Here is a 23689-nt window from a genome sequence, read left to right on the forward strand (position 1 = left end):
GTTGTGCCAGCTCTGGAAAAGCCCCACAGCGCCCCAGACGTTTTCGAACCGTGCGCGGCATGCGGTCTTAGATGGCGGTCGCGCCTCCGTCCACCGCCAATGCTTGGCCGGTGGTGAATGCCGCCCCATCGCTGCACAAGTAGAGCACCGCGCTGGCGATTTCCTCGACCTTGCCGATACGCCCCACCGGGTGCATTGCTGCAGCATAATCGGCCTTGCGCGGGTCGGCCTCATAGGCGCGTCGGAACATATCGGTATCGATCACCGCCGGGCAAACGGCATTCACGCGGATTTTCTTCTTCGCGTACTCGATGGCAGCCGACTTGGTCAGGCCGATCACCGCATGTTTAGACGCGGCATAAATGCTCATCTTCGGTGCCGCCCCCAAGCCCGCCACCGACGCGGTGTTGACGATGGCACCGCCACCCTGGGCCAACAGCAGCGGCAACTGGTGCTTCATGCACAGCCATACGCCTTTGACGTTAACGCCCATGATGGCGTCGAACTCCTCCAGGCTGCCGTCGGCGAGCTTGCCCTTTTCGATTTCGATACCGGCGTTATTGAACGCGTAGTCCAGACGCCCATAGGCCGCCAGCGTCTGCGCCATCAACTGCTGCACCTCGGCTTCCACGGTCACGTTGCAGCGCACGAACAATGCTTCGCCACCGGCCTGGCGGATCAGCGAGACGGTCTCCTCGCCGCCCACCACGTCCAGGTCGGCCACCACGACTTTCAAACCTTCGGCGGCGAACGCCAGGGCGGTGGCGCGGCCGATACCCGCGGCGGCGCCGGTGACCAAGGCGACCTGGCCGGAAAACGTCATGCTCATGCAGGGGTGTCCTTCTGGAGGATTTAAGCGTGGCTCGAGTCTAGCCAAGGTTGCGCAGCCTGCGTCAGCACTATCAAAAGGCCGGTTGGCGCTGTATGAACCGCAGTGATAAAGCCTGGGTATCCACCATCAATGCAGCCTATCGAGGAGCATTCGCACACTTCGCTGCGCTTGCCCACCGGCCATTCAAGGTCTATCACTGAGGCTTCCTTTCCAAAGAGTCCCTGCCATGACCGCCCAGACCAACCGCCAGTTCCTGCTTGCCAAACGCCCGGTCGGCGCCGCCACGCGGGATACCTTCACTTATCAGGAAGTCCCGGTGGGCACGCCCCAGGACGGCCAAGTGCTGGTGCATAACGAATACCTGTCCCTCGACCCGGCCATGCGCGGCTGGATGAATGAAGGCAAGTCCTACATCCCCCCGGTCGGCATCGGCGAAGTGATGCGCGCACTGGGCGTAGGCAAAGTGATTGCGTCGAACCATCCGAAATTTGCCGTCGGCGATTACGTAAACGGTGCCCTGGGTGTGCAGGATTACTTCCTCGGCGAGCCGCGTGGTTTTTATAAGGTCGACCCGACAGTGGCGCCGTTGCCGCGCTACCTGTCCGCCCTGGGCATGACCGGCATGACCGCCTACTTCGCCCTGCTGGAGACCGGCGCACCAAAGGCCGGCGAGACCGTGGTGATCTCCGGGGCCGCCGGTGCCGTGGGCAGCATCGCCGGCCAGATCGCCAAGCTCAAAGGCTGCCGGGTGGTGGGCATCGCCGGTGGCGCCGACAAGTGCGCTTTCCTGGTGAATGAGCTGGGTTTCGATGCGGCCATCGACTACAAACACGAAGACGTACCCGCCGCCCTCAAGCGCGAGTGCCCCAAGGGCGTGGATGTGTATTTCGATAACGTCGGCGGCGATATTCTCGACGCGGTGCTCAGCCGCCTGGCGTTGAAGGCTCGCGTGGTGATCTGCGGCGCAATCAGCCAGTACAACAACAAGGAAGCGGTCAAAGGCCCGGCCAACTACTTGTCACTGTTGGTCAACCGCGCGCGAATGGAAGGCTTTGTGGTGATGGATCACGCCGCGCACTTCGCCGCCGCCGGGCAGGAAATGGCCGCCTGGATGGCGCAGGGCAAGCTCAAGAGCAAGGAGGATATCGTCGAGGGGCTGGAGACGTTCCCGGAAACACTGATGAAGCTGTTCAACGGTGAGAACTTCGGCAAGTTGGTGCTGAAGGTCTAAGCGCACTGGCCAAAAAAAACGCCTGCATCCCGTCGGTTCAGGATGCAGGCGTTCTCGTCAGTGACTCGCGCTCGGCGTGATCAGGCGATCTCGGCAACCACTGCCGCCAGCGCCTTGGCCGGATCCGCCGCCTGGCTGATCGGACGGCCGATCACCAGGTAGTCGGAACCGGCGTCCAGTGCCTGACGCGGGGTCAGGATGCGGCGCTGGTCGTCCTGGGCACTGCCCGCCGGGCGGATGCCGGGGGTAACCAGTTGCAGCGACGGGTGCGCGGCCTTCAACGCCTGGGCCTCCAGCGCCGAGCACACCAGGCCGTCGAGGCCGGCTTTCTGCGCCAGGGCCGCCAGACGCAACACCTGCTCCTGAGGCTCGATGTCCAGGCCGATTGCGGCCAGGTCCTCGCGCTCCATGCTGGTCAGCACGGTCACACCGATCAGCAGCGGTTTGGGGCCGCTGCGCTGTTCCAGCACTTCACGGCACGCGCTCATCATGCGCAGGCCGCCGGAGCAATGCACGTTGACCATCCACACGCCCATTTCAGCCGCAGCCTTGACCGCCATGGCGGTAGTGTTGGGAATATCGTGGAATTTCAGGTCCAGGAACACCTCGAAGCCTTTGTCACGCAGGGTGCCGACGATTTCCGCAGCGCAACTGGTGAACAATTCCTTGCCGACCTTGACCCGGCAAAGCTTTGGGTCCAACTGGTCAGCCAGCTTCAGTGCGGCGTCACGGGTGGGGTAATCCAGGGCGACGATGATAGGAGTCTGGCAGGCGGACATTGGAATAGGCTCTCAGGCAAGTCGAAATCGGCGCGGATTGTAGCGCAAGCGACGCCATTGCGGGATCCGATGATCGGTAAATACTGACCAAGCGTGCTCTGACGGGCATTCGGGGCATATATTTCAAAGTCGATACATTCAAGACACGCCCCCAACACGCCCCGCCGCTAGCCTCGCTCGCACGACCCTGCGACCTGCACTACCAGCCATGGGGCTGGGCGCCTATGCTGACCGCAACCACCTGGCAGATGACCGCATTATGCAAACCCCTTGCGCCCCTGTGAACGACGAGCAAAAAGGTCCGGCGAGCGCCGATGACAAGCGCTGGACCACCCGCGCGCTGGTGGTCGACGACGATGTGCCGATTCGTGAACTGCTGATCGATTACCTGGCGCGCTTCAGTATTCTGGCCACCGGCGTCAACGACGGTGCCGAGATGCGCCAGGCCATGCACGCCGAAACCTTTGACGTGGTAGTGCTCGATCTGATGCTGCCGGGCGAGGATGGCCTGTCGCTGTGCCGCTGGCTGCGGGCGGAGTCGGATATTCCGATTCTGATGCTGACCGCGCGCTGCGAACCCACGGACCGCATCATCGGGCTGGAATTGGGAGCCGACGACTACATGTCCAAGCCCTTCGAGCCGCGCGAGCTGGTGGCGCGCATCCAGACCATTCTGCGCCGCGTGCGCGACGACCGCACTGAGCAGCGTGCCAATATTCGCTTTGACACCTGGCGCCTGAACAGCGTGCTGCGCCAGCTGGTGGCCGACGACGGGTTGGTGGTGCCGCTGTCCAACGCCGAATTCCGCCTGCTTTGGGTATTCATCGAGCGCCCGCGCCGGGTACTGAGCCGTGAACAATTGCTGGATGCCGCGCGCGGGCGGTCCATAGAGGCATTCGATCGCAGCATCGACCTGCTGGTCTCGCGCCTGCGGCAGAAACTCGGGGATGACCCCAAGGCGCCGCAGTTGATCAAGACCGTGCGGGGCGAAGGCTACCTGTTCGACGCGCGGGACATCGGCTGATGCGCGGCCCCTTCAATACGCTGTTTGGTCGGCTGTTCGGCGTGTTGCTGGTGGCCATTGTGCTGGCCCACGTGCTGGGGTTCTTTTGGTTCCACCACTATGGCCCGCCCCCGCCGCCGCCCGAAGAGACTTTTGTAGAGCAGCCTGACGGCACGATGAAACCGCTGCCCAGGCATAAACGCTCCTGGTTCGGCGGCCCGGTGGTGCCGCTGACGTTTCAATTCATTTCGCTGATCGTCGCCGCCTGGTACGGCGCCAAGCTGCTCAGTCGGCCGATCCAGCGCCTGAGTGAAGCCGCCGAACGCTTGAGCCTGGACCTCGACAGCCCGCCGCTCGACGAATCCGGCCCGCTGGAAGCGCAACAAGCCGCGTCGACCTTCAACCTGATGCAGCGGCGTATCCGCGAGCAGGTCAGCCAACGCGCGCGCATGCTCGGGGCCGTTTCCCATGACCTGCGCACGCCGTTGTCTCGCCTCAAGCTGCGCCTGGAGCAGATTGAAGACACCCGGCTCCAGGGCCAGATGCGCCAGGACCTGGACGACATGATCGGTATGCTTGATGCGACCTTGAGTTATCTGCACGAACAACGCACCAGCGAAACCCGGCACTGGCTGGACGTGCAGGCGCTGGTGGAATCGATCAGCGAAAACGCCCAGGACCAGGGCTGCGACGTGCAATTTGCCGGCACCTGCGCGCCGCTTCAAGTGCAACCGATGGCCTTGCGCTCCTGCCTTAACAACTTGATCGATAACGCCCTGCGCTACGCAGGAACGGCGCTTGTGGACCTGCAGGACAGCCGTGAAGCGCTGGTCATCCGCGTCATCGACCACGGCCCCGGAATCGCCACGGACAAACGCGAAGCGGTGTTCGAGCCGTTCTTTCGCCTGGAAGGCTCACGCAACCGCAACTCCGGCGGCGTCGGCCTGGGCATGACGATTGCCAAGCAGGCCGTGGAACGCCTGGGCGGCCGCTTGAGCCTGGAGGAAACACCCGGCGGCGGCTTGACCGCAGTGATGCGGTTGCCCAGGGCTTAAAGCGCCTTGTCGTCCCGACGACCCTGTGCCTGGGTCGCGCTCCAGTCCATCAACAGGCTGTAGGCCACGGCGAGCAGGGTCGGGCCGATGAACAGGCCGATAAAACCAAAGGCGATCAAGCCGCCGAACACGCCCAGCAGCACGATCACCAACGGCAGGTTTCCACCACGGCTGATCAGGTAAGGCTTGAGCACGTTGTCCACGCCGCTGATGACGAACGTGCCCCACACGCCGAGGAATACCGCGTAGGTGTAATCGCCCTTCCACGCCAGCCAGGCCGTGGCCGGAATCCATACCAACGGCGGGCCCATGGGAATCAGGCTGAGCAGGAAGGTCACGATGCCCAGCACCAGCGCGCCCGGCACGCCCGCGATCAGGAAGCCGATAAGCGCGAGCACCGCCTGGGCGGCAGCGGTGCCGATCACACCATTGACCACACGCTGCACCGTGCCGGCCACCAATTCGATGTAGTAGCCGGCGCGATCACCGATCAGGCGCTCCAGCAAACGGTGGACGAACATCGCCAGGCGCGGCCCGTCGCGGTAGAAAAAGAACACGAAGACCAGGCTCAAGGTCAGCTCCAGAATCCCGCCGCCGATCTGCGCACTGCGTGCCAGCAGCCAGTTGCCGACCTGTCCCAGGTACGGCTTGAGGCTGACCATCAGCGCCGCGCCCTGCTGGTCGATGCTGTCCCACATCGCCACCAGCCGCTCACCCACCAAAGGGATCGAACCCAGCCATGTCGGCGCCTCGGGCAAGCCATCGACCTGGATATCCTTGATCAACGCCACGGCATCGCGCACATGGTCCGCCAGATTGAACCCCAGCCACACCAGCGGCACTGCCACCAGCAGCATCCAACCCAAGGTCAGAATGGCGGCGGCCAGCGACTCACGACCGCCCAGCCAGCGCGTCAACAACACCATCAAAGGCCAACTGGCGAACGCCAGCACCGCGCCCCAGAACAGCGCCGACCAGAACGGCGCCATCACCCAGAAGCTGGCACCAAATAGCACCAGCAGCAGGATTTGCACCAGCAGGCGATCGTTATTGAGCATGGGGTATCTCTGAAAAAAGGAGGCTGTAGGAAGAAAGCTTAGGCGAACGGCGCGGGTCCGTTCGCCCGGTACCGGTCAGCGTATCAGATGCACATGCAGACCTTTGGTTTCACTGCTGCCGCTCTCCATGCGCGCAGCGCGCACGCCCTTGTCGACCAGCGCCTGGCGCCAGGCTTCGGCGTTCGGTCCGCTCAGGCTCACGCGTAGGGTGGTGTCGAGGTTCAAGCCACGGGAAATAAGGGTCAGCCAGGTATCGTCCGGCTCATCGCTCAATGCGGGGAAGTCCAGCTCGCCGGTGCTTTTCAGCTCGCGCAGCAGGGTGGCCGACGTGGGCAGCAGGTTGCCCAACGGGTTGCCGGCGTCCAGTTGCTCCACATGCAGGTACGCGCGGCGATTACCACGGGTGATGCCGTACAGGGCCACCAGTGAATTGGCCTGTGGCTCGGCCAGGCGCAGCAGCAGGTACTCCTGCTGGCTGTCAGCCCCCACCAGCTTGGCGTTGCCGAAGATCTCATTGGCCCATAGGCTGCTTTCACCGCAGTCACGGGCCTGGCACCAGAACAGCAACTGCGCGCCCTGGGCCTGCAACGCCTCGCGCGTGGCGGTGAAGGCCGCACTGGAGGAGTGTTCGGGAGGCAATTCATAGGTAATGGCAGTGGCCCGGCCCCGCGCGATGGCCTGGCCTTCGTAACGCAGCTGGCCGCTGATCTTGCGGATGGCGCCCAGGGGATAGATGCGTTCCTTTTCTTCAGCGGGGCGATAATCGACGATCTGCGCGTCGACCTGGCGGGCCACGGCGGGTAAGTCCTGGCTGCCCGGTACGTCGGCGGCGAACACCAGTGGGCTGAACGCGCACAACCCCAGCAGACGGATGCAGTCGTTACGCAGGCTCATCGGACAGGTAAGCCCTGGCCATTGAAGATTGCCGCGGTTTTAAGCTCGGTGTTGAAATTGCGCATGGTTGACTCCCTTTCAATCCGCCCAGCCTCGGCAGTTGACCGCCCCAAGTCAAGGCGCGGAGAAGAACCGATTGAAACAGTCTGCAACAAGGACCGCGCCGGACTCATCATTCAGGTGTAAATGATGGCCGCCCGGCAGCGTCGTCACTGTAAAGGGTAGCTGGGAAAGCAATTCGGGATGTTTCGCCAGCATGCCGTCGGCAGCCACCACCAATTGCGCAGGGCAATTGACTCGCCGTACGAAGGCCATGGCCTGGTCGTCGGTCAGACGCATCGGTGAAGCCAGCGTCAGGCGACTGTCCGTGCGCCAGGTGTAACCGCCCGGTACCGGCATCAACCCACGCTGGGCCAGCAATTGTGCAGCTTCACGACTCACAGCCACCAAGCCCTTCATCCGGGCCTCGACTGCACGCTCCAGGGTGCCGTACACCGGTTTGCGTTTGTCCCGCAGGTTCAATTGCGCCTGCAACGCCATGCCCAGGCGCTCAGCCGCGTTCTCGCCAGGGGCAGTGGGCGGGATCACGCCGTCGATCAGGCCCAGGTGCGTGATGCGCTCAGGCAAGGCGCCGGCCAGCGTCAGTGAGACAATGGCACCGAGGGAGTGGCCAAGTAATGCAAAACGTTTCCAGCCCAACTGTTCGGCCACTTGCAGCACATCGTAGACGTAATCCCACAGGGCGTAGCCAGCGCCCGGCGGGCGGTGCGCCGAGTGCCCGTGGCCGGCCATGTCCAGGGCCACGATGCGCAGCCCTGTCAACTTCGGCGCCAGGCGCGCGAAGCTGTTGGCATTGTCCAGCCAGCCATGCAGGGCGATGACCGGCACCCCGTCCTCGGGACCGAACAGATGGGCGGCCAACTCGATATGAGGCAGGCTCAGGCGCACTTCTTCGACCGGCGAGCTCATGCGCAGCTGCGCTCACGGGCGTCCCAGCGGGCAAACAGGGTTTTGATCAGGGTGGCGGTGTCCTGCGGACGTTCCAGCGGGAACATATGGCCGCCGGGCATGGTGAGCATTTCCCCCAGGGGCAGACGGCCGACGCCGCTGGCATGGTGACGCATCACCACGCGGCTCTGCCGGCCGCGCACCACCGCCAGCGGTACTTTCATCTGGCGCACCTGGCCGGGGCTGGTATGGGGTACACCACGGTAGATGCTGATCTCGGTGGCCGGGTCGAAGCGCAGGCGCAAGCGGTCGCCCACCGGTTGCAGGCCATGTTGCAGGTAGGCCTCGAAGCAGTCCGGGTCGAAGCCACGAAACAGGGTCTTGCCGGAGAAATAGCGGCGCGCGGCGTCCAGGTCGGCGAATTCCTCGCGCCGACCCAGGGTGCGCCCGGCCGGGGTGAGGCGGTCGATAAACCCGAAGCGCTTGGCAGCGCGGATCACCCAGCGGTCGGCGCGGGTCAGTACCGGAGAGTCGAGCATGACCACCCCGCGATACAGCTGCGGGCAACGCAGGGCGGCGTGCAAATGCAGCACGCCCCCCAGGGAATGGCCCACGCCCCATACCGGCTGCGGCTGTTGCTCCAAATGGTGGATCAGTTCATCCACCAGGTTGTGCCAGTTATCGTCCACCGGAAACCGTGGATCGTGACCATGCTGCGGCAGGTGCGCCACGGTATATTCCGGCGCCAGCGCGGCAAACAACTTGCCGTAGGTAGCCGAAGGGAAGCCATTGGCGTGAGCGAAAAACACGTGCTGCGACATACCGGATCCATCTGCAATATCAGGACTTGATTGTCATCACGCACGGCCGGCACAGCAATGACTGTAACTGCCAGGAATGGTGACACTCACGCCACGCCTATCGGGCCGGTGGGTTCTCGCCCAGCGGCACCACCGCCATGGTCAGGCGCGATATGCATGTGGCCTTGCCTTCCTCGTTGCTCAGGCGAATGTCCCACACCTGGGTGCTGCGCCCGATATGCACAGCCCTGGCCACCGCCGTCACCCGGCCGCTGCGCACACCGCGCAGGTGGTTGGCATTCACTTCCAGGCCCACGCAGTAGTATTTGCTGGTGTCGACGCACAGGTAGGCCGCCATCGAGCCGATGCTCTCGGCCAGCACCACCGACGCGCCGCCGTGCAGCAGGCCGAAAGGTTGATGCGTGCGCGCGTCAACCACCATGCTCGCGGTCAGGGACTCGTGGTCGAAACTTTCGAAGCGGATATCCAGCAATTCACCGATGGTGTTTTTCTGGCTGGCGTTGAGGTGTTCGATATTCGGTTGGGTGCGCCACAGGCTCATGCAGGTGTCCTTTGGTGTTTTTATGATGACCCTAATCCTGCCACACAATCGTCTCGATGCGCGCGCTCCCGGCGTGTAAATGTGCGCCATAAGTCGCATCGATGATGCGGGTTAACGCAAGGAAGGCGCACCGCTAGGGGTTTTGCACGCTCACCAGCCTCATCGACCCCACCAGCAAGAACTCGCCTTCCAACTGCGCCAGGCTGGCGGTGTACATCGGCTGCGGTTGGCGCCAATGGCCGTGCTGCAGGAAGCTGATCAAATTGCCCACCAACGGCTGATGGCTGACCAGCAGCACGTTCTGCTCGCCATCGAGGTGGGCCAGCACTTGCCGCGGATCGCCTTCGGGCGTCAGCCACGGCACGGTGTCAATATCCGGCTCAAACCCCAGCGCCTCGCGCACCAGCTGCGCGGTTTGCTGCGCCCGTGTGTAAGGGCTGGCGATGATCGCGTCGAGGGGTTGGCCGATCAACCGTGCGGCGCTGCGCAGCACCTCTGCGCGGCCATGCTCGGTGAGGTTGCGTTCGGCGTCGGTGCGCACCTGGCTTTCGGCCTCACCGTGACGCAGGATCCACAGCTTCACAATTTCGGCTCTTCATCGCGCACCGGGTGCGGCGCCGCCGGCACGCTGTGGGGCGCCTCGCCTTCGGGTGCGCGTGGCGCCGGCCAGTCGGCGAACGGCCAGGGCTTTTGCTCGGTATGAAAGCTGCCGAACCGGCCGATCTGTGCAAGGAACTGGCTGAGGCTGTCGCCAAAATTCATCAGGCCCAGGTTCGGCGCGCCGTAGATCAGGCGATAAACCAGTTGCACCACTACCAGCGCACCGAGCAGGAACTGCGCCACCTGCCAGACCAGGGCGAACACCAGCATCCACAGGATGCGCAGGCCCATGGATTCGTACTTGGGAGCAGCTTTGGGATCGTTCATGGTGCGTTCCTCAGTTGAAACCACTGGTGGAAATAAAGTCGACATCGGTTTTGGGCTCGGCCCGCATCAGCAGCTCGATCACTTGGTCCAAGGTGCGCCCTTCAAACAGGATAGCGTGCAACCCGGCAACCAACGGCATGTACACCCCGGCCTCCTGAGCCTTGGCCTTGAGAACCTTGAGCGTGTTGACCCCTTCGGCCACTTCGCCCAGGCGCGTGACCGCCTCATCCAGGCTCAAGCCCTGGCCCAGGGCAAACCCCACCTGATAATTGCGGCTTTTGGGCGAGGAGCAAGTGACGATCAGATCGCCCACGCCGGCCAGCCCGAGGAACGTCATGGGGTTGGCGCCCTGGTTCACCGCGAAGCGGGTCATTTCCGCCAGGGCGCGGGTGATCAGCATGCTCTTGGTGTTTTCCCCCATGCCCAACGCCACCGCCATGCCGGCGATGATCGCGTAGACGTTTTTCAACGCGCCGCCCAATTCGACACCAAAACGGTCGCTGCTGGCATAAACGCGGAACGTGCGACCATGCAGCACCGCCTGGACACGCTCGCAGAGCGCTTCGTCGGCGCTGGCCACCACGGTAGCGGTCAGCGCGTGCTCGGCCACCTCCCGCGCCAGGTTCGGCCCGGACAGCACGCCGATGCGCGCCTGGGGCGCGATTTCTTCAAGGATCTCGCTCATCAACTTGAAGGTCTGCGCCTCGATACCCTTGGTCAGGCTGACCAGCAACTTGCCCGCGAGACGCTCGGCATGGGGCGCCAGCACCGTGCGCAAGGCGCTGGACGGCAGCGCGACGAAGCACAGCTCGCAGTCCGTGAGGGTAGCCAGCAGATCGGTGACCGGCTCGACTGCCGGGTGAATCTTGATGCCTTTGAGGTAACGGGGGTTTTCGCGGTGTACACGAATGGCCTCGGCCTGCTCGGGATCACGCATCCACTGGCGCACCGCATGGCCGTTCTCGGCCAGCAGGTTAGCCACGGCGGTACCAAAACTTCCGCCTCCCAGGACCGCAATAGGGCGCTGTTGAGTCATATGCAATCCGTTAATCCATACCAGTGGCGATGGCGGCATTATACGGAGCGACCCGCCTGCGGCCAGCCCCCCTGTCGATTCGCGCGCTTGTCGGAAAATGCCACGGGTAGGTGAAGTAATTGCAGGGCCGACGACTGGCAAATGGCCGCGCCTCGGTTAACATGGGCGGCTATCCGTCATGATCAAGGCCGCACCGTGCATCTGCGCCCTCCTCCCCGTTCGTCTCTTCTGCTGATGCTGCTGTGCAGCAGTGCTGCACTGGCTGACGACTTGTTCCTCGACAGCCAGCCGCTGCCGCAGGTATTGACCGCCACGCGCCTCAAGCAGTCGGCCGCCGCCGTGCCCGGCAGCATGACGGTGATCGACAGCGAATTGATCAAGGCCAGCGGTGCGCGCGACATCAGCGAGCTGCTGCGCCTGGTGCCCGGCATGATGGTCGGCTACACCACCGGCAACCAGGCGGCGGTCAACTACCACGGCACCAGCGCCAGCGACGCCCGGCGCATGCAGGTGTTGATCGACGGCCGCTCGGTATACCGCGCAGGCCTGGCCACAGTGGACTGGAGCGATATTCCGGTGGCCATGGAAGATATCGAGCGCATCGAGGTGTTCCGTGGCCCCAACACCGTCAGCTACGGCGCCAACGCCTTGATGGCGGTGGTCAATATCCTCACGCGCTCACCGGCCAACAGCCATGGCTCGCGGGTCAAAGTGATTCGCGGCGAGCGCGGCATCAACGACTTCTATGCCAGCCAGGGCGCGGGTTGGGAAACCGGCGACCTGCGCCTGTCGCTGTCCGGGCAACAAGATGATGGTTTCGACAGCGATGCCGCCGGTGCCGACCGCCGCGATGGCCGTCGCCTCAACCGCTTCAGCCTGGCCGTAAGCCAGACGTTGAATACGCAGCAGAGCATCGACTGGCAACTGGATGCGAAGGAAGGCACCAACCAGCGCCCTTACACCTACAGCCCGGTGTTCGCCGGCATTACCGAGGGCGGTACCAATTCCGACGTCACGTCCAAGGACTACGCCGGTTCCCTGCGCTGGAATTTCGACTTCAACCCGGAACACAGTTTGTACATCCAGGGCTCCGCTCAACGGTGGGACCGCCGGCAGATTTGGAAAGCCTGCGACGCCAAGGTCTCGTTCAGCCCGGAACTGACCCAGCTGTGGCAACTGAACCCCAATTACGCGGAAAAGCTGGCCCGGCATATGGACACCTACAGCCAGGGCAGCGCCCCGCCAGGCAGCGCCGCCGAGCAGGCGCTGGCCAACCAGGTGCTGGACCAATGGCGCAACGGCGCCAACCAGAGCGTATGCGGCGACATCGACCAGAGCACCCGGGAAAGCCGCTACGACCTGGAGATTCAGGACACCCTCAGCCTGTCCGACAGCCTGCGCCTGGTCAGTGGCATGAACTATCGCTATGACCGTGCCGACTCCGACACCTATTTCAACGGCACCCTGGACGACACCACCTGGCGCCTGTTCGGCCAGTTGGAATGGCGCGCCAGCGAACACTGGTTGCTGCAGGGTGGCGCCATGTATGAAGACACTCACCTGAGCGGCAATTCGCTGACGCCCCGGGTGGCGGTCAACTACCTGATCAACCCGCGTCACGGCCTGCGCGCGGTGTACTCCGAGGCGATCCGCTCGCCGGACATGTTCGAGAACAACGTCAACTGGAGCTACCGCGTCACTAACTTGAGCTCGCCGGCGTTCGGACAAAGCTCCGCGCAATACTTCGTAAAAACACGTGGCCCCGGCAACCTCGATAAAGAGCTGATGCGCTCACGGGAATTGGGTTACAACGGGTTTTTCGCCGACGTCGGCCTGAACATGGACGTGAAGCTGTTCTATGACGAGATCACCGACATGATCAGCTCGCCGCTGCGCAATAACCAATACATCGCCAGCAACGCCAACAGTTCGCGGTTCACCGGCGCCGAAACCCAATTGGACTGGCGCGTCAGCAACGCCGACCGCCTGCGCATGACCTATGCGTACGTCGACGCCACCGCCAGCAACCCCAGGGACAAGGCGCAAACCGCACGCAACAGTGGCTCGGCCGGCTGGCTGCGTGAATGGGGTCGCGGCTGGTCCAGCGCGCTGTTCTACTATGGCGACGACGCCCTCAACCAGTACCGCTTCGAACGGGTCGACCTGCGCGTGGCCAAACGCATTGCCTTGGGCAAAGCCAATGTGGAACTGGCCGGCATGCTGCAGCAGCGCCTCGACGACCAGCCCACCACATGGGCCGACAACACCTACGACCAGCGCCACGTGCTGTACTTCAGTGCGGAGCTGGAGTTCTAGCATGGCCGCCCCGTCACGGATGACCTTCTCCTTCATCTCCGCGCTCTGGCGCCGCTGTTCGTTGCTGGCGTGCCTGCTGCTGGCTGCACCGGCATGGGCCGCCGAGGTATTGCTGACGGCCGCCGAAGACAGTGACGGGGTGCAGGCCTTTACTCAGGCCCTGGCGCGGCAACGCCCCGAAGACCATGTGACGTTTACCCCGCTCAAAGACTTACCCGCGCCCGGCCGTCTGCCCGCCAGCACACGCTTGATCCTGCTCGACCTGCCCAGTCTCGACTGGCGCCTGCAGGACGATCAGGGCCCACCGACGCTGGTGCTGCGCATCAGCCGGCTGCAGGCACATCAGCACCCGGGCGCTGCGCAACATGCCCATGTCAGCCTGCTATGGAGCGACCCGCCGCTGGCGCGCCAGCTGCGCCTGATTACGCGCATCCTGCCCCAGGCACGCCGGATCGGCGTTCTGTATGGCGCCGAAAGCGAGTTCCTGCTGCCCGAACTGCGTCAGCATGCCGCCCCCCTGAACCTGGAAATCGTGCCCCAGCGCTGGGACAACACCAGTGACAGTCGCCCTCTGCAAAGCCTGTTCAGGAACAGCGACGTACTGCTGGGCCTGGATGACCCACAGCTGTACAACCCGAAAACCGCAAAAAACCTGTTGTTGAGCAGCTACGCCCAGCAACTGCCGCTGGTGGGCCCCAACGCCGGCTTTGTGCGGGCCGGCAGCCTGGCCAGCACTTACAGCGACCAGACCGACTGGCTGGCGGTACTCGACCGTTTGCTCGACCATGCCCCCGCCAACTGGCCGCGCTCGGTTTATCCGGACCATTTCAAAGTGGTGGGCAACGCCCAAGTGGCGCGCTCGCTGGGGATCGAACAGGTCGATGAAGCCCAGGTCGCGGCGCAACTGGCCGAAGGAGAAAAACGCCCATGACCCTGCGCCGTCGTTGGGACATCAATACCCGCACCCAGCTCATTACCCTGGGCCCGGCGCTGGTGCTGACATTGCTGCTGATCAGCTTCTTTACCTTCGTGCGCATCCAGGACCTGCGCCAGGAGCTGGACCACACCGGGCAACTGATCGCCAACCAGTTGGCGCCGGCGACTGAATATGGGGTGATTTCCGGCAACACCGACGTGCTCGAGAGCCTGCTGCGCGCCACGCTGGCGACGCCTCATGTACGTTTCCTGGAGATTCAGGACAGCACCGAGAATATTCTGGTGTACGTCGAACAGCCTTCGGAAAAACATGATCGCTCGCTGTCGGTAAAAGTGTTCCAGGCGCCGATTCGCCTGCAGCATATCCAGCTGGGCAACGACTTTTTCCAGGACAACCTCAACGAAACCAAGGCGCCGCGTGCGGACTACCTGGGTCGGGTCATCGTCGGTATGTCCAACGATGCGTTCAGCCAGCGCCAGCAGGAGATCCTGCTCAAGGCCGGCATCCTGGCGCTGTTCACGCTGCTGTTTACCTTCCTGCTGGCCCGGCGCCTGGCCGCCAGCCTGTCACAGCCGATCAGCGCCATGGGGACTGCGGTAAAAGCTATCCAGCAGGGCCACTACAAGACCGCGCTGCCGATCGTGGACGACTCGGAGCTGGGCGATCTGTCGCGGCATATCAACAACCTGGCCGAAGGCCTCAACCAGGCCAGTCGCGAACAACAGCAGGCCATGGCCCAATTGATCCAGACCCGCGAAGAGGCCGAGCGCGCGAATAACGCCAAATCGGATTTCCTGGCCATGATGAGCCATGAATTACGCACTCCGATGAACGGCGTGCTGGGCATGCTGCAGTTGCTGGAAACCACCGAGATGACCGAGGAACAGACCGAATATGCGGCGCTGGCCTCCGAATCCACCGAGCATTTGCTCAAGGTGATCAACGACATCCTCGATTTCTCGCGCATCGAACGGGCGGCCCTGGAGCTGGAACATATCCCCTTCAACCTGGCCGACCTGATCAACAGCTGCGCCCAAGCCTTCCAGCACAGCGCCCAGCAGCGCGGGCTGGCGCTGCGACTGCCGATCCCGCCGGGCATGGAGGCGCTGCGGGTGCGGGGCGACCCCACGCGTATCCGGCAGATTCTGGTGAACCTGATCGGCAACGCATTGAAGTTCACCGAGCAGGGCAGCGTGAGCGTCGAGCCTCATTGGCAGACCCTCGACCATGAGCTGGTGTGGTTTACCTGCACCGTGCGCGACAGCGGAATCGGAATTTGCGCCGAACGCCTGGAACTGATGTTCGATGCGTTCCAGCAAGCCGACAGCTCCATATCCAGGCGCTACGGCGGCACGGGCCTGGGCCTGCCCATCGCGCGTACGCTGGCCGAACGCATGGGCGGCACACTGCGCGCCCAGAGTGAAGAAGGCCGTGGCTCGGTGTTTACCCTTGAGCTCCCGCTGGCCATCGACCAGCACAGCCTGCCCTCCGCTCCCCCCGATGCCGAGCGCAAAGGCGCCGCCGGCGAAGGCCGTCACGTGCTGCTGGTGGAGGACAATCCGGTCAACCGCACCGTGGTGGAAGCCATGCTGCGCAGCCTCGGGTACGAGGTGAGCCTGGCCACCGACGGCGCCGAAGCCATCCGCAGCGCCGAAAGCCTGATTTTCACGGCGATCCTGATGGATTGCCGCCTGCCGCTGATCGATGGTTACGAAGCCACTCGGCAGATTCGCCGGTTACCCGGCTGCGCCGACCTGCCCATCATTGCCCTGACCGCCAACGCCTTGCAGGGCGACCGTGAAGCTTGCCTGGCGGCGGGAATGAACGATTACCTGGCCAAGCCGTTCAAACGTACCGATCTGCAGCAAATCCTGCAGCGCTGGGTGCAGTAATGCCGCGCGATGAGCCAACTGCGACTGGCGTGAAAGACGAAAGTGCGGCAGTCTTAGGCACCCAAATGGGCCCTTGAACGGGCCCGGTTTAACATTTCAGTGAACATGTGTACATTGAGTACCTTGACGCTGTGACTTTCACTACAACGCAATAGTCTATGTGTAGGCTGCCGACATGAGGCATGAACGCTTCATTCGGTTCGGGAAGATCTACCCTACCCTGCCGCATGGGATTATTGAGGAGCTCGCATGACCAAACAAAACGCCTTTACTCGGGAAGACCTGCTGCGCTGCAGTCGCGGTGAGCTGTTCGGCCCAGGTAACGCGCAACTGCCCGCCCCCAACATGCTGATGGTGGATCGCATCACCCATATCAGCGAAGAAGGTGGCAAGTACGGCAAAGGTGAATTGGTCGCCGAGCTGGATATCACCCCGGACCTCTGGTTCTTCGCCTGCCATTTTGAAGGCGATCCTGTGATGCCAGGTTGCCTGGGCCTCGACGCCATGTGGCAGTTGGTCGGTTTCTTCCTCGGCTGGCAAGGCCTGCCGGGTCGCGGCCGTGCCCTGGGTTCGGGCGAAGTGAAATTCTTCGGACAGGTCCTGCCGACCGCGAAGAAAGTCACCTATAACATTCAAATCAAGCGCGTCCTCAAGGGCAAGCTGAACCTGGCCATCGCCGATGGTTCGGTGAGCGTCGACGGTCGCGAGATCTATACTGCCGAAGGCCTTCGGGTCGGCGTATTCACTTCCACTGACAACTTTTAAGGGTTATCCGCATGCGCCGCGTCGTTATCACTGGTCTGGGCATCGTTTCTTGCCTGGGCAATGACAAAGAGACCGTCACCGCTAACCTGCGTGCAAGTCGCCCTGGCATCCGCTTCAACCCGGAATATGCCGAAATGGGTCTGCGTAGCCAGGTTTCCGGCTCCATCGACCTGCCCCTCGAAGAATTGATTGATCGCAAGATCTACCGCTTCGTCGGCCACGCCGCCGCCTACGCCTACCTGGCCATGAAAGACGCGATTGCCGACTCCGGCCTGAGCGAAGACCAGGTGTCGAACGTGCGCACCGGCCTGATCGCCGGTTCGGGCGGTGCATCCACCCTGAACCAGATGGAAGCGCTGGACATCCTGCGCGAAAAAGGCGTGAAACGTGTCGGCCCGTACCGTGTGACCCGTACCATGGGCAGCACCGTTTCGGCCTGCCTGGCCACTCCGTTCCAGATCAAGGGCGTGAACTACTCGATCTCCTCCGCCTGCGCCACCAGTGCTCACTGCATCGGCACTGCGGTCGAGCAGATCCAGTTGGGCAAGCAGGACATCGTATTCGCCGGCGGCGGTGAAGAAGAACATTGGAGCCAGTCGTTCCTGTTCGACGCCATGGGCGCGCTGTCCACCCAGTACAACGAAACCCCGGAAAAAGCCTCCCGTGCCTACGACGCCAAGCGTGACGGTTTCGTCATTGCCGGCGGTGGCGGCATGGTGGTGGTCGAGGAGCTGGAACACGCCCTGGCCCGTGGCGCCAAGATCTACGCGGAAATCGTCGGTTACGGTGCCACGTCCGACGGCTACGACATGGTTGCGCCAAGCGGTGAAGGCGCGATCCGCTGCATGCAGATGGCGATGTCCACTGTCGACACCCCAATCGACTACCTGAACACCCACGGTACTTCGACTCCGGTCGGCGACGCCAAGGAAATGGAAGGCGTACGTGCGGTATTCGGCGACAAGGCACCGAAAATCAGCTCTACCAAGAGCCTGTCCGGTCACTCCCTGGGTGCCGCCGGCGTTCACGAAGCGATCTACTGCCTGCTGATGATGGAAGGCAACTTCATGGCCGGCTCGGCCAACATCGACGAGATCGACCCGGTCGTCGCCGATATGCCGATCCTGACCAAGACCGTCGAGAACGCCAAGATCGACACCGTGATGAGCAACAGCTTCGGCTTCGGTGGCACTAACGCTACCCTGGTGCTCAAGCGCTGGCAGGGCAAGTAAGCCTTGTAGGTTGCTCCCCATGAAAAAGCCCCGACTGGTTCGGGGCTTTTTCATGGGCCACGGAAAATCCTGGCAGGGGCGCGGGCTCAAGGAGCGCTGTTATCACGCAGGTGCCTGGGCAGCACGGCGAGGAAATTATCCCGCGCCACCTTACGGGCAACCGTTTCAGGCAGCGCGTCAAGAAAGGGATCGAAGCGGTGCATTTCCTTGCCCAGTTTATTGAAGCGCCCGACGACGTCAGAGCCCAGCATAAAGCGCTCCGGGAAGCGCTCCACCAGGGCCAGCCACTCCGGCCGCGGTTTACCCGACTCGTCCAGCAGGTAAGGCGTGAGCATGCTCCATGACAGGTCGATGTACAGATTGGGGTAAGCCTCCAGCAGACGGCTCAAGGTGGGCAGCAAAAAATCCATCTGTACCTGATGCCGATGAATCTCCTTGCTGGCGCCGGCATGGGCCCAGATAAACCGCGTGTGCGGATGATTGCGCAGTGGCTCCTCGACTTCGGCCAGGTACAGCGGGTTGCGCTCGCGTTTGGAGGTGATGTTGGAATGCAGCAGCACCGGCAGGTCGTTTTCGGCCGCCAGGTGATAAATGCGCGTCATGGCCTCGTTGTTGGCGCGCGGGGTGTCGCCAGAGGTCAGCGCGGTCAGGTCGTCGTGGCGGGTGAAGACCTCGCCAATGCCCTGCCACAAGCCCGGATTGAGGTCGAGCATGCGCTGGATATGCGCGTCGGAGTTCTTGTCATTGGGGTTGAAACCGGACAGAAACGGATGAAAATGGCGACGCTGCTCCGGGCTCAGTGTGTTTACGGCGGCCGCGACAATCACGTCAGTGGCGCTGTACCAATACGCATCGGCGTCATCACCGGCGTAGTAGCGTGGGCGCTTGGGTTCGTCTTCATGCCATTTCTTGGCGACCGGAACGCCTGAAATCATCACATGGTCGATGCGATTTTCCGCCATGGCCTTGAGCAGCTTGTCCATGCCCGCGGTTTCCTGGAAAAAGTCCACGTAGTGCAGGTGCGCATCGCTGTAGGCATAGTCGCGGGCCTGCACGGTGAAGCTACCTGCGGCCAATAGCAGGGCAAGGCTCAAGCGGGTCCAGGGCACGGTGATCTCTCGTCAGGCAGGGAATACAGGTAGACCCTGGCGTGCCTCGCCGGGTTCATCTGGCGAAAAAAGCAGGAACACCTAAGTGCCAGCATGCTCTATAACTGCATGACCTTTATCCTGCCGTCACTGTGAGGTTTGCCATGCCAGTCATCGTCAATACGCTGAACACCGAAAACTATCGCCACAGCGTCAATATCAACCACCACGAACTGTTCACCGACCTGCCCAAAAGCCTGGGCGGTGACGATTCGGCGCCCTCCCCCCACGATTATTTCGACGCCGCGCTGGCCTCATGCAAGGCGCTGACGGTCAGGCTCTACGCACAGAAAAAAGATATTCCGCTGACAGGCGTGACGGTGGAAGTGACCCACGATGCCACCGACGAGCAAAAAGGCCGATATACGCTCAACGTCAAGTTGACCCTCAAGGGCGTGCTCACCGATGCGCAACGCGATGAGCTGCATCGTGTGGCCGACCGCTGCCCGGTACACAAACTGATGACCACCGCCGACATCAACATCGAGACCACCCTCTCCGAAGGTGCTTTCAGCCAATAGCGGCAGCCTCCCGTCGAGCGGGTTATGCTCAGCGCATTCCAACCCGCTCAGACAGGGATGCACCATGACCACCCTCACCGTGATCCGCCCTCGCCAGGAAGATGTCGAGGGCCAGCCTATCCTGCGCCTGCTGCCCTCGCGCGAATGCCGAAGCGTCGGGCCTTTCGTATTCTTCGACCACATGCTGGCTACGCGCTACGCGCCAGGCACCGGCATGAATATCCGCCAGCATCCGCATATCGGGTTATCGACCCTCACCTACCTGTTCGAGGGCGCCTTGCAGCACAAGGACAGCCTGGGCTCCGATCAGGTAGTGCAAGCCGGCGAGGTCAGTTGGATGACAGCCGGCAGCGCGATTGCCCACGTCGAGCGCACGCCGGAGGCGCTCAAGGCCAGCGGTTTTACGCTGCATGGCCTGCAAGTGTGGCTGGCGTCGCCCAGGGACCACGAAACCGGGCCGGGGCATTACAGCCACCACGCGGCGGCGAGCCTACCGCTCAGCGACTCACTGGGCGTGCAGATCCGCTTGATTGCCGGCACTGGCTTCTGCCTCAAATCGCCGGTACCGGTGCTGTCGCCCACACTGTATGCCGAGGTGCGAATGCAGACGGCCACCACCTTGCTGATCCCGGATGAGCATGAGGAACGTGCGGTGTATGTGCTGGCGGGTGAGGCGCAGCTCGATGGCGAACCGTTGCAGGCGCATAGCCTAGTGGTATTGCCGAAGGGAGAGACGATGACGTTGTCAGCCGAATCCGACTGTCATCTGGTGGTGTTGGGCGGAGCACCGCTGGATGGGCCGAGGCGGATCAATTGGAATTTTGTCGCGAGTGATCCTGCGCTGATCGAGCAGGCCAGGCAGCGCTGGGCGGCTGGGGATTGGCCAACGGTTCCGGGGGAATCGGAAAGGATTGAGTTGCCTGGGAGATAGCCATCGGGGGCAAGCCCCCTCCCACATTTTGACGATCTGAATCCAATCATGTGTGGGAGGGGAGCTCGCCCCGATGACGCCGGAACAGGCCCTGAACACTCAGCCCTTGAACACTTCATCCAGCAGGTTGTGCATCGACTGGAAGGCCCGCGCGGCAGTCTTCGCGTCGTACATCATCTTGCCCGGCACATTGGCGTGCGGGTCGGTGAACGAATGCACCGCACCGCCGTAGCTGAGCAATTGCCAATCCACACCGGCGGCGTTCATTTCATCTTCAAACGCCGGCAGTTGCTCTTTAGGGACCAAGGGATCGGAAGCGCCGTGCAACACCAGCACGGAACCCTTGATATTCCGTGCATCCGCCGGGTTCGGCGTATCGAGGGTGCCGTGAAAGGACACCGCCGCCTTCAAAGGTGCGCCCGTACGCGCCAATTCCAATGAGCAGCAGCCACCAAAGCAGAAACCGAAGGTTGCCAGCTTCGATGTATCAACCGCCGCCTCCGTCTGGTTCTGCAGTTGCTCGAAAGCTGCCTGCATACGTTTGTTCAACAGCGGTCGGTCGTTCTTCAACGGCATCATCGCCGCGCCGGCTTCATCGCCATTGGAGGGACGCACAGTTTGCCCGTACAGGTCGGCGATCAGCACTACGTAGCCGTGACTGGCGACGGTTTTGGCGATCTCTTCAGCACCGGCACTCACCCCCATCCAGTTCGGCGCCATCAGCAGGCCCGGTCGCGGGCCCACGTGGCTGGCATCGAACGCCAGGCGACTCTCATACGATTGCCCATCTATCTGATAGACCACGGAACGCACGGTGACTTGGCTCATCATTTACTCCAGTTGAAGTGCACTAGAACGAAAAAACCCGCCGAAGCGGGTTTTTCCTGCGACGTTGTTAAACCGACAGTTCAACCAACAGCTTGTTCAGTCGGCGCACATAGGCGGCCGGGTCCTTCAGGCTGTCACCAGCGGCCAGGGCCGCCTGGTCGAAGAGGATGTGCGACAGGTCGCCAAAACGCTCTTCGCTCTGCTCGCCGTCGAGTTTCTCGATCAACGGGTGCGCGGGGTTGAATTCAAAGATCGGCTTGGAATCCGGTACTTTCTGCCCGCTCGCCTCGAGGATCTGGCGCATCTGCAGGCCCAGGTCCTGTTCGCCAATGGCCAGGATCGCCGGGGAATCGGTCAGGCGGTGGGAAACCCGCACTTCGCTGACGGCATCGCCCAGGGCAGTCTTGATCCGCTCAACCAGGCCTTCCTTGGACTTGGCCACCTCTTCAGCGGCTTTTTTGTCTTCCTCGGAATCCAGGTTGCCCAGATCCAGGTCGCCACGGGCCACGTCGACAAAGGACTTACCGTCGAACTCGCTGAGGTAGCTCATCAGCCACTCGTCGATACGATCGGTCAGCAGCAACACTTCGATGCCTTTCTTGCGGAAGACCTCCAGGTGCGGGCTGTTCTTGACCTGCGCGTAGGTCTCGCCGGTCAGGTAGTAGATCTTGTCCTGGCCTTCCTTGGCGCGCGCCAGGTAGTCGGCCAGCGACACAACCTGCTCACCGTCGTCGCCCTGAGTCGAGGCAAAACGCAGCAGGCCGGCGATTTTTTCCTTGTTGGCAAAATCTTCCGCCGGGCCTTCTTTCATGACCTGGCCGAAGTTTTTCCAGAAGCCTTTGTATTGCTCAGGCTCGTTTTTCGCCAGTTTTTCCAGCATGTCGAGCACGCGCTTGGTCAGCGCCGACTTCATGGAGTCGATGATCGGGTCTTTCTGCAGGATTTCCCGCGACACGTTCAGCGACAGGTCATTGGAGTCGACCACGCCTTTGATAAAGCGCAGGTACAGCGGCAGGAAGGATTCCGCCTGGTCCATCACGAACACGCGCTGCACGTAGAGCTTGAGCCCCTTGGGCGCTTCACGCTGGTACAGATCGAACGGCGCGCGAGCCGGCACGTAGAGCAGCGAGCTGTACTCCAGCTTGCCTTCGACCTTGTTGTGGCTCCAGCTCAGCGGGTTTTCGTAATCGTGAGCGATGTGCTTGTAGAATTCCTGGTATTCCTCGTCCTTGATTTCGGTACGAGGACGGGTCCACAGCGCGCTGGCGCGGTTGACCACTTCCCATTCCTGGGCCGGGGTTTCTTCGCCTTCGGCGGCGGCCTTTTCTTTAGGCAGCTCGATCGGCAGCGCGATGTGGTCGGAGTACTTTTTGATGATGTTGCGCAGGCGCCAGCCGTCGGCGAACTCTTCTTCACCGGACTTCAGGTGCAACACGATACGAGTGCCGCGCTCTGGCTTGTCGATCGTGGCGATTTCAAACTCGCCCTCGCCTTTCGACGCCCAATGCACGCCTTCGCTGGCGTCGAGGCCGGCGCGACGGCTGAACACTTCAACCTTGTCAGCCACGATGAAGGCTGAATAGAAGCCCACACCAAACTGGCCGATCAGGTGCGAATCCTTCTTCTGATCGCCCGACAGGTTCTTCATGAAATCGGCAGTGCCGGATTTGGCGATGGTCCCCAGATGGGTGACCGCATCGTCACGGCTCATGCCGATACCGTTGTCTTCGAGAGTGACGGTCTTGGCGTCCTTGTCGAAGCTCACGCGGATTTTCAGTTCGGCGCCACCTTCCAGCAACTCGGGCTTGGACAGGGCTTCGAAACGTAATTTGTCGACAGCGTCAGAGGCGTTCGAGATCAATTCGCGAAGGAAGATTTCCTTGTTGGAATACAGCGAATGGATCATGAGGTGCAGCAGTTGCTTCACCTCGGTCTGGAAGCCCAGGGTTTCCTTTTGAGTTTCCACACTCATGGTCATCAAACTCCAATTGGAT

Annotated in this window: 23 protein-coding genes; 10 read left to right on the top strand and 13 right to left on the bottom strand. The window is 62.4% G+C overall.

Annotation, left to right across the window (positions count from 1 at the left end; genetic code table 11):
- Positions 1-67: 67 nt before the first annotated feature.
- The gene (locus G7025_RS14950) at positions 68-829 is read right to left on the bottom strand and encodes an SDR family oxidoreductase (RefSeq protein WP_181079945.1); all 762 of its coding nucleotides are present in this window, start codon (positions 827-829) and stop codon (positions 68-70) included.
- A gap of 229 nt (positions 830-1058) precedes the next feature.
- Here G7025_RS14950 and G7025_RS14955 point away from each other — a divergent pair, with 229 nt between their 5' ends.
- Positions 1059-2063 (top strand): NADP-dependent oxidoreductase, encoded by a 1005-nt coding sequence (locus tag G7025_RS14955; protein WP_181079946.1) that lies wholly within the window; start codon positions 1059-1061, stop codon positions 2061-2063.
- 80 nt (positions 2064-2143) lie between these two features.
- On the opposite strand, the gene pyrF is transcribed toward G7025_RS14955, so the two are convergent.
- Positions 2144-2842: an orotidine-5'-phosphate decarboxylase gene (gene pyrF / locus G7025_RS14960; protein ID WP_181079947.1), complete on the bottom strand. Its 699-nt coding sequence runs from the start codon at positions 2840-2842 to the stop codon at positions 2144-2146.
- A 259-nt stretch (positions 2843-3101) separates the two neighbouring features.
- Here pyrF and G7025_RS14965 point away from each other — a divergent pair, with 259 nt between their 5' ends.
- A complete protein-coding gene (locus tag G7025_RS14965) occupies positions 3102-3866 on the top strand; it encodes a response regulator (RefSeq protein WP_181079948.1) in 765 nt (254 codons plus the stop codon).
- On the top strand, positions 3866-4900 hold the full coding sequence (locus G7025_RS14970) for a sensor histidine kinase (RefSeq protein WP_181079949.1): 1035 nt from the start codon (positions 3866-3868) through the stop codon (positions 4898-4900). The genes G7025_RS14965 and G7025_RS14970 overlap by 1 nt, the downstream gene beginning before the upstream one ends.
- On the opposite strand, the gene G7025_RS14975 is transcribed toward G7025_RS14970, so the two are convergent.
- The 8 genes from G7025_RS14975 to G7025_RS15010 all read right to left on the bottom strand — a co-directional run bounded on the left by G7025_RS14975 (position 4897) and on the right by G7025_RS15010 (position 11125).
- Positions 4897-5958, bottom strand: coding sequence for an AI-2E family transporter (locus G7025_RS14975; RefSeq protein WP_181079950.1), 1062 nt, complete (start codon positions 5956-5958; stop codon positions 4897-4899). The two genes, G7025_RS14970 and G7025_RS14975, sit on opposite strands and share 4 nt — an antisense overlap.
- A 75-nt stretch (positions 5959-6033) precedes the next feature.
- Positions 6034-6852, bottom strand: coding sequence for a DUF4892 domain-containing protein (locus G7025_RS14980; protein WP_181079951.1), 819 nt, complete (start codon positions 6850-6852; stop codon positions 6034-6036).
- 114 nt (positions 6853-6966) lie between these two features.
- On the bottom strand, positions 6967-7821 hold the full coding sequence (locus G7025_RS14985) for an alpha/beta hydrolase (RefSeq protein WP_181079952.1): 855 nt from the start codon (positions 7819-7821) through the stop codon (positions 6967-6969).
- Positions 7818-8621 (bottom strand): alpha/beta fold hydrolase, encoded by an 804-nt coding sequence (locus G7025_RS14990; RefSeq protein ID WP_181079953.1) that lies wholly within the window; start codon positions 8619-8621, stop codon positions 7818-7820. Before G7025_RS14990 ends, G7025_RS14985 begins: the two co-directional genes overlap by 4 nt.
- A gap of 97 nt (positions 8622-8718) precedes the next feature.
- Positions 8719-9162, bottom strand: coding sequence for a hotdog fold thioesterase (locus G7025_RS14995; protein WP_181079954.1), 444 nt, complete (start codon positions 9160-9162; stop codon positions 8719-8721).
- A 133-nt stretch (positions 9163-9295) separates the two neighbouring features.
- Positions 9296-9745: a phosphohistidine phosphatase SixA gene (sixA, locus tag G7025_RS15000; protein WP_181079955.1), complete on the bottom strand. Its 450-nt coding sequence runs from the start codon at positions 9743-9745 to the stop codon at positions 9296-9298.
- On the bottom strand, positions 9742-10089 hold the full coding sequence (locus tag G7025_RS15005) for a DUF4389 domain-containing protein (protein ID WP_181079956.1): 348 nt from the start codon (positions 10087-10089) through the stop codon (positions 9742-9744). The genes sixA and G7025_RS15005 overlap by 4 nt, the downstream gene beginning before the upstream one ends.
- Positions 10090-10099: 10 nt before the next feature.
- The gene (locus G7025_RS15010; RefSeq protein WP_181079957.1) at positions 10100-11125 is read right to left on the bottom strand and encodes an NAD(P)H-dependent glycerol-3-phosphate dehydrogenase; all 1026 of its coding nucleotides are present in this window, start codon (positions 11123-11125) and stop codon (positions 10100-10102) included.
- A 195-nt stretch (positions 11126-11320) separates the two neighbouring features.
- Between G7025_RS15010 and G7025_RS15015 the strand changes: the two genes are divergently transcribed.
- The 5 genes from G7025_RS15015 to fabB all read left to right on the top strand — a co-directional run bounded on the left by G7025_RS15015 (position 11321) and on the right by fabB (position 18267).
- The gene (locus G7025_RS15015) at positions 11321-13441 is read left to right on the top strand and encodes a TonB-dependent receptor plug domain-containing protein (RefSeq protein WP_349679101.1); all 2121 of its coding nucleotides are present in this window, start codon (positions 11321-11323) and stop codon (positions 13439-13441) included.
- 1 nt (position 13442) lies between these two features.
- On the top strand, positions 13443-14372 hold the full coding sequence (locus G7025_RS15020; RefSeq protein ID WP_181079958.1) for an ABC transporter substrate-binding protein: 930 nt from the start codon (positions 13443-13445) through the stop codon (positions 14370-14372).
- The gene (locus G7025_RS15025) at positions 14369-16270 is read left to right on the top strand and encodes an ATP-binding protein (protein WP_181079959.1); all 1902 of its coding nucleotides are present in this window, start codon (positions 14369-14371) and stop codon (positions 16268-16270) included. Before G7025_RS15020 ends, G7025_RS15025 begins: the two co-directional genes overlap by 4 nt.
- Positions 16271-16519: 249 nt before the next feature.
- On the top strand, positions 16520-17035 hold the full coding sequence (gene fabA / locus G7025_RS15030) for a 3-hydroxyacyl-[acyl-carrier-protein] dehydratase FabA (RefSeq protein WP_010211704.1): 516 nt from the start codon (positions 16520-16522) through the stop codon (positions 17033-17035).
- An 11-nt stretch (positions 17036-17046) separates the two neighbouring features.
- A complete protein-coding gene (fabB, locus tag G7025_RS15035) occupies positions 17047-18267 on the top strand; it encodes a beta-ketoacyl-ACP synthase I (protein ID WP_003190033.1) in 1221 nt (406 codons plus the stop codon).
- A gap of 86 nt (positions 18268-18353) precedes the next feature.
- On the opposite strand, the gene G7025_RS15040 is transcribed toward fabB, so the two are convergent.
- The gene (locus tag G7025_RS15040) at positions 18354-19382 is read right to left on the bottom strand and encodes an amidohydrolase family protein (protein WP_370694766.1); all 1029 of its coding nucleotides are present in this window, start codon (positions 19380-19382) and stop codon (positions 18354-18356) included.
- A 137-nt stretch (positions 19383-19519) separates the two neighbouring features.
- On the opposite strand from G7025_RS15040, the gene G7025_RS15045 reads away from it, so the two are divergent.
- Both G7025_RS15045 and G7025_RS15050 read left to right on the top strand, forming a co-directional pair.
- The gene (locus G7025_RS15045) at positions 19520-19936 is read left to right on the top strand and encodes an OsmC family protein (RefSeq protein ID WP_181079961.1); all 417 of its coding nucleotides are present in this window, start codon (positions 19520-19522) and stop codon (positions 19934-19936) included.
- Between the two features lie 64 nt (positions 19937-20000).
- The gene (locus G7025_RS15050) at positions 20001-20867 is read left to right on the top strand and encodes a pirin family protein (RefSeq protein ID WP_181079962.1); all 867 of its coding nucleotides are present in this window, start codon (positions 20001-20003) and stop codon (positions 20865-20867) included.
- Positions 20868-20966: 99 nt separating this feature from the next.
- Here the strand turns inward: G7025_RS15050 and G7025_RS15055 are convergent, their stop codons facing one another.
- Both G7025_RS15055 and htpG read right to left on the bottom strand, forming a co-directional pair.
- Positions 20967-21695, bottom strand: a complete 729-nt coding sequence (locus G7025_RS15055; protein ID WP_181079963.1) for a dienelactone hydrolase family protein — start codon at positions 21693-21695, stop codon at positions 20967-20969.
- Positions 21696-21762: 67 nt separating this feature from the next.
- Positions 21763-23667, bottom strand: a complete 1905-nt coding sequence (gene htpG / locus G7025_RS15060) for a molecular chaperone HtpG (RefSeq protein WP_181079964.1) — start codon at positions 23665-23667, stop codon at positions 21763-21765.
- Positions 23668-23689: the final 22 nt, after the last annotated feature.

This window comes from Pseudomonas lurida, from assembly GCF_013522705.1.
GTDB lineage: Bacteria > Pseudomonadota > Gammaproteobacteria > Pseudomonadales > Pseudomonadaceae > Aquipseudomonas > Aquipseudomonas quebecensis.